A 4012-nucleotide genomic window follows, 5' to 3' on the forward strand; every position below is an offset into this window, starting at 1 on the left:
TGCGCCGACCATGTGATGCCTCCATGCAGCAGAAAGTATTTAATATTTTGAGAAAGAACCAAGTTTTTCTTAGTTTTTCGGCGCGTTTGCGTTACGACTGGCAATTATTGCGCTGATTGTATATCCAATCTTGGGTTCAATCCCGGCCAGGATGGCGGCTGCGGCTTCCGGCCGCATCCGTGACAGGAAGCCGGCTGCAAATTCCGGCGCCATCTCCTGGAATAGCCGAGACGCCTCCTTTGGTTTCATATTTTCATAAAGCGTCACCAGTCGTGAAATGTCTTCTTCTGCAGCACGATCGGCGATTGCGACAGTTCTTGCCAACTCGTTCTCGGCTTCTACCAGAGCGGCGAGGCGCTGCTCGACACGGTCTTCTACCAGCCGTAAGGCCTGAACCCTGTCTGCCAATTGACCTTCGCGCTCAAGAAGGCGTTGTTCGCGCGAGCGTAGCTCGTCAAGTAAGGCCATTGCATCGACCTCTGGTGCGCAACCGCATTCCTGAGAAAACTTTGCTTCTTGTAGATCCAGTGCCAAAGCGCTGCCGGCGCCTTCGCCAAGGTGGAGCAAACCCGAAGTGAAGAGGAGGGCGGCGATCACTATAAGGACACCTCGTCCCGGCCTCCTCCGCCCGTTTGGCTTTGCGGGAAACATTTGACGTGGCTTTTTCATTCAGCGGCCTCCATGTCTTCCGGTCTGGCCCGCCGGCGCAGGGTCCTGTGACGTCGGTTTTCTGTGTCCGCGTCGGGCAGGTCGTGCAAAGAGGCCAACAGAAGTTCGAGGCGCTGCGCGCCTTGTTCGGCGCGCACGGTTAATTCCATAAGCTGATCCGCTGATAGACTAGCGGTCGATTGGGCCCGATTCAGCGCTTTTGTCATGTCATCGACTTGTGCCGAGAGGACCGCGATCGCCCCGCCCATACCGTTTTCGAGCTGGTTGAACTGACGCAATCGTCGGGCAAGAACCATGCAATACATTGCCGCGCCGACTGCACCCGCTCCCAAAAGAATATCAGCAATCGCGCTCATTATAATCCCCTTAATTCAAGACGAATTCCATGATGAGAAGGTCGCGTACGCGCCCCTCACCGGTCACCAGTTGTATGCGGCGCAGCATCTGGGCGCGAAGGCGGACAAGTGTAGTTTGGTCCTCCAGGTCGCGCACATCGACGGCGCGCAGATAGCCGTTTAGGACGTCGACAATGCGAGGCTTGAGCAGTTCAACGTCCTTCGCGTAAAAGCTCTCCACCTCCAGCTGACCAGTGAAACGCAGGTGACGGCTCGTCCCTCCGCGAATCGAGATGACCAACGGGTCCAGGGCGATGAACGCGATATCGGGCAACGCATCAGGTTTCTTTTGGCCCCCCTGCTGCATTTGGTCCGAAGGGGCGAGAATCATGCCTGAATAAACCGCGTAGAAGCCGCCACCACCGAGCAGAAGCAGCAGAACCAAGCCAATGATCAAAGGCATCTTCGAGTGTTTCTTGGGGGCTTCGTCGCCCGGTTTTTCCGTACTGGCCATTTCGACACCGTTTTCTTTGGTGTCGCAGCTATAACCCCGGACCCACTAACCGATTGTTAAGCGCATTCCGCGAATGTTGCGGCAGACGACGGGGCAGAAGCCCGCTCAAAGGAGGTGCGTCTTGCAACAATTCACAGCCGTGTGGCATGCATTGGACACTCGTCGACGTCTGATCGTTGCGGGGGCGACCCTGGCCATGTTTGCAGCGATTCTCGCGCTATCTTCGGTAGCGTCGCGCCCAACGATGGCACTTCTCTATGCGGGGCTGGAAGGCGCGCGCGCAGGAGAGGTCGTGGCCGCCCTTGAACAGCGCGGCGCAATCTATGAAGTGCGTGGCGACTCGATTTACGTCGAAGCCCCACGAAGGGACGAGTTGCGGATGACGCTGGCGTCCGAGGGCCTGCCCGCAACAGGCAGCGCCGGATACGAATTGCTTGATTCGCTTTCGGGTTTTGGGACGACATCGCAAATGTTCGATGCTGCCTATTGGCGTGCGAAAGAGGGGGAACTGGCGCGAACAATCGTATCCAACCCGGTGGTGAAGTCGGCGCGGGTTCACATCGCCAGACCGTCCGGTCAAGCCTTTCGCAAGGATCATCGCCCGACGGCTTCGGTTTTCGTGACAACTGCGTCCGGTGGCCTTTCACCGTCCCATGCGAAGGCATTGAAGTTCCTGGTCGCTTCTGCGGTGGCTGGAATGTCGCCAGACGACGTCTCGGTTATCGATGGTCAGGGTGGGTTGATCGCAACTGGCGATGACACGGGGGTCATGGCTGCAGACAGCCGCATGGCCGAGTTGAAACGGAATGTGGAACGCTTGCTGGAAGCGCGCGTAGGATATGGTAACGCGGTTGTAGAAGTCGCTTTGGAAACCGTAACCGATCGGGAAGCGATTACCGAGCGGCGCTTCGACCCGGAAGGGCGTGTCGTCATCTCGACCGACACCGAAGAGTCCTCGGATAGTGCGAACGACACCAAGCCTGGTGCGGTCACCGTCGCATCGAACCTGCCGGAGGGTGACGGCGAAGACGGCGGAAAATCGCAGAGCCAGTCGAGTCAGACGCGCGAGCGCACGAACTATGAGGTTTCGGAAACCAAGCGCGAGATCCTGAAAGTGCCCGGCGCCGTGAAACGGATCACGGTTGCCGTGCTTGTCGATGGCATCCAGTCCGCAGATGCGAACGGCAATCCCACCTGGGAACCGCGCCCGGACGCGGAACTGGAGGCGCTGCGCGAACTGGTTGCTTCAGCCGTGGGTTTTGACGAGAGCCGCGGTGACGTTATCACCCTTCGCTCCATGCCCTTTGAGCCGATTGCCGACCTTGGCAGCGAGGCGACAAAAGCTGGTGTCTTTTCGGGTCTCGACCTTGACGTGATGTCGATCGTCCAGCTTGCGGTTTTGGCGGTGGTCGCACTTGTTCTTGGGCTGTTTGTCATGCGCCCGATTCTGATGCAGCCGCCGCAAGTTCGGCCTGCGGGCGTGCCTCCGGGCCTGCCGGGGCCCGATTCCCCGGGTGAGCCAACCGCGCTGAGCGGCGAGATTGCGGATGGCGCCCTGCCGCCAGGACCAATGACCGTCGTTTCGGATTTCGACATTGGTGACATGCCCATGTCCCTTGCCATGGGCGGTGGCTTTGGCGTTGTCGACGCCCCGGCCGATCCGGTTTCGCGCCTGAAACGGCTGATTGAGGAACGCCAGAGCGAGACTGTCGAAATCCTGCGCAGCTGGATGGAAGAGCAAGAGGAGAGAACCTGATGGCGAGCCGTCTGGAGCTTGAAACCTTTGAACCAGAAGAGCCTGCGCCCGCAAGTTTTGCCCTGGATCCGGCAGAACTGGAGGAGTTGAAGCTGACCGCGTTCGAACAGGGCTATGCTGCGGGATGGGACGATGCGATCACCGCGCAGGGCACCGAGGCGGCGAAACTGCGCGCTGAACTCGGGCGCAATCTTCAGGAGCTCGCCTTTACCTATCATGAGGCACGCGGACATGTATTACGGGCGCTGGAACCGCTTCTGCGCGATATGGCGGCAAAGGTGCTGCCCGCACTCGCCCGTGACAATACCGCCCGGATCGTCCTGGAGCATCTGGTCCCTGTTGCCGAAAAATTGGCATCGGCGCCGGTGAAGGTGGTCGCCAATCCTGCAAGCCTTGCACAGATCAGGGAGTTGCTTTTGCGTGAGGCGGACTTCCCCCTCGACTTCGCAGAGGAACCTTCCCTGGGTGAGGCGCAAGTTTATCTGCGGTTCCGTGACTCGGAACTGCGCATTGATCTTGACGGGGTGGTCGATGCCATCCGCGCCGCTATTTCCGCTTACTTCAAATCGAATAATCCAGAGGTGTCCCATGGATGATCTGACCCGCCCCGAGGCCCTGACCACCAATCCGTTCACCCAGGTCCCGATCGAGATTACGGTTTCGGTCGGTAAGGCCCGGCCAATGGTCCGGGAGCTTTTGCGCATGAAGCGCGATTCGATCCTGCCCCTGGATCGTAAG

The 4012-nt window shown here is 59.0% G+C and carries 6 protein-coding genes; 3 read left to right on the forward strand and 3 right to left on the reverse strand.

Annotation, left to right across the window (positions count from 1 at the left end; translation table 11 throughout):
- Nucleotides 1-69: 69 nt before the first annotated feature.
- The 3 genes from ACK8OU_RS19910 to ACK8OU_RS19920 form a co-directional block, all read right to left on the reverse strand.
- Nucleotides 70-597, reverse strand: a complete 528-nt coding sequence (locus tag ACK8OU_RS19910) for a MotE family protein (RefSeq protein WP_410305070.1) — start codon at nucleotides 595-597, stop codon at nucleotides 70-72.
- A 68-nt stretch (nucleotides 598-665) separates the two neighbouring features.
- Entirely contained in the window at nucleotides 666-1025 is a 360-nt protein-coding gene (locus tag ACK8OU_RS19915) for a hypothetical protein (RefSeq protein WP_410305071.1), read from the reverse strand.
- Nucleotides 1026-1035: 10 nt separating this feature from the next.
- Nucleotides 1036-1518, reverse strand: a complete 483-nt coding sequence (locus ACK8OU_RS19920) for a flagellar basal body-associated FliL family protein (RefSeq protein WP_410305072.1) — start codon at nucleotides 1516-1518, stop codon at nucleotides 1036-1038.
- A gap of 73 nt (nucleotides 1519-1591) precedes the next feature.
- On the opposite strand from ACK8OU_RS19920, the gene fliF reads away from it, so the two are divergent.
- The 3 genes from fliF to ACK8OU_RS19935 all read left to right on the forward strand — a co-directional run.
- Nucleotides 1592-3274 carry a flagellar basal-body MS-ring/collar protein FliF gene (fliF, locus tag ACK8OU_RS19925; RefSeq protein ID WP_410305073.1) on the forward strand — a complete coding sequence of 561 codons (1683 nt, stop codon included), beginning with the start codon at nucleotides 1592-1594 and terminating at the stop codon, nucleotides 3272-3274.
- The gene (locus tag ACK8OU_RS19930) at nucleotides 3274-3870 is read left to right on the forward strand and encodes a FliH/SctL family protein (RefSeq protein ID WP_410305074.1); all 597 of its coding nucleotides are present in this window, start codon (nucleotides 3274-3276) and stop codon (nucleotides 3868-3870) included. The genes fliF and ACK8OU_RS19930 overlap by 1 nt, the downstream gene beginning before the upstream one ends.
- Nucleotides 3863-4012, forward strand: a 150-nt coding sequence (locus tag ACK8OU_RS19935; protein WP_410305075.1) for a FliM/FliN family flagellar motor switch protein, incomplete at its 3' end; no start/stop codon positions are given. The genes ACK8OU_RS19930 and ACK8OU_RS19935, both read left to right, overlap by 8 nt.

Source organism: Pontitalea aquivivens, from assembly GCF_046507575.1.
Lineage (GTDB): Bacteria > Pseudomonadota > Alphaproteobacteria > Rhodobacterales > Rhodobacteraceae > Pontitalea > Pontitalea aquivivens.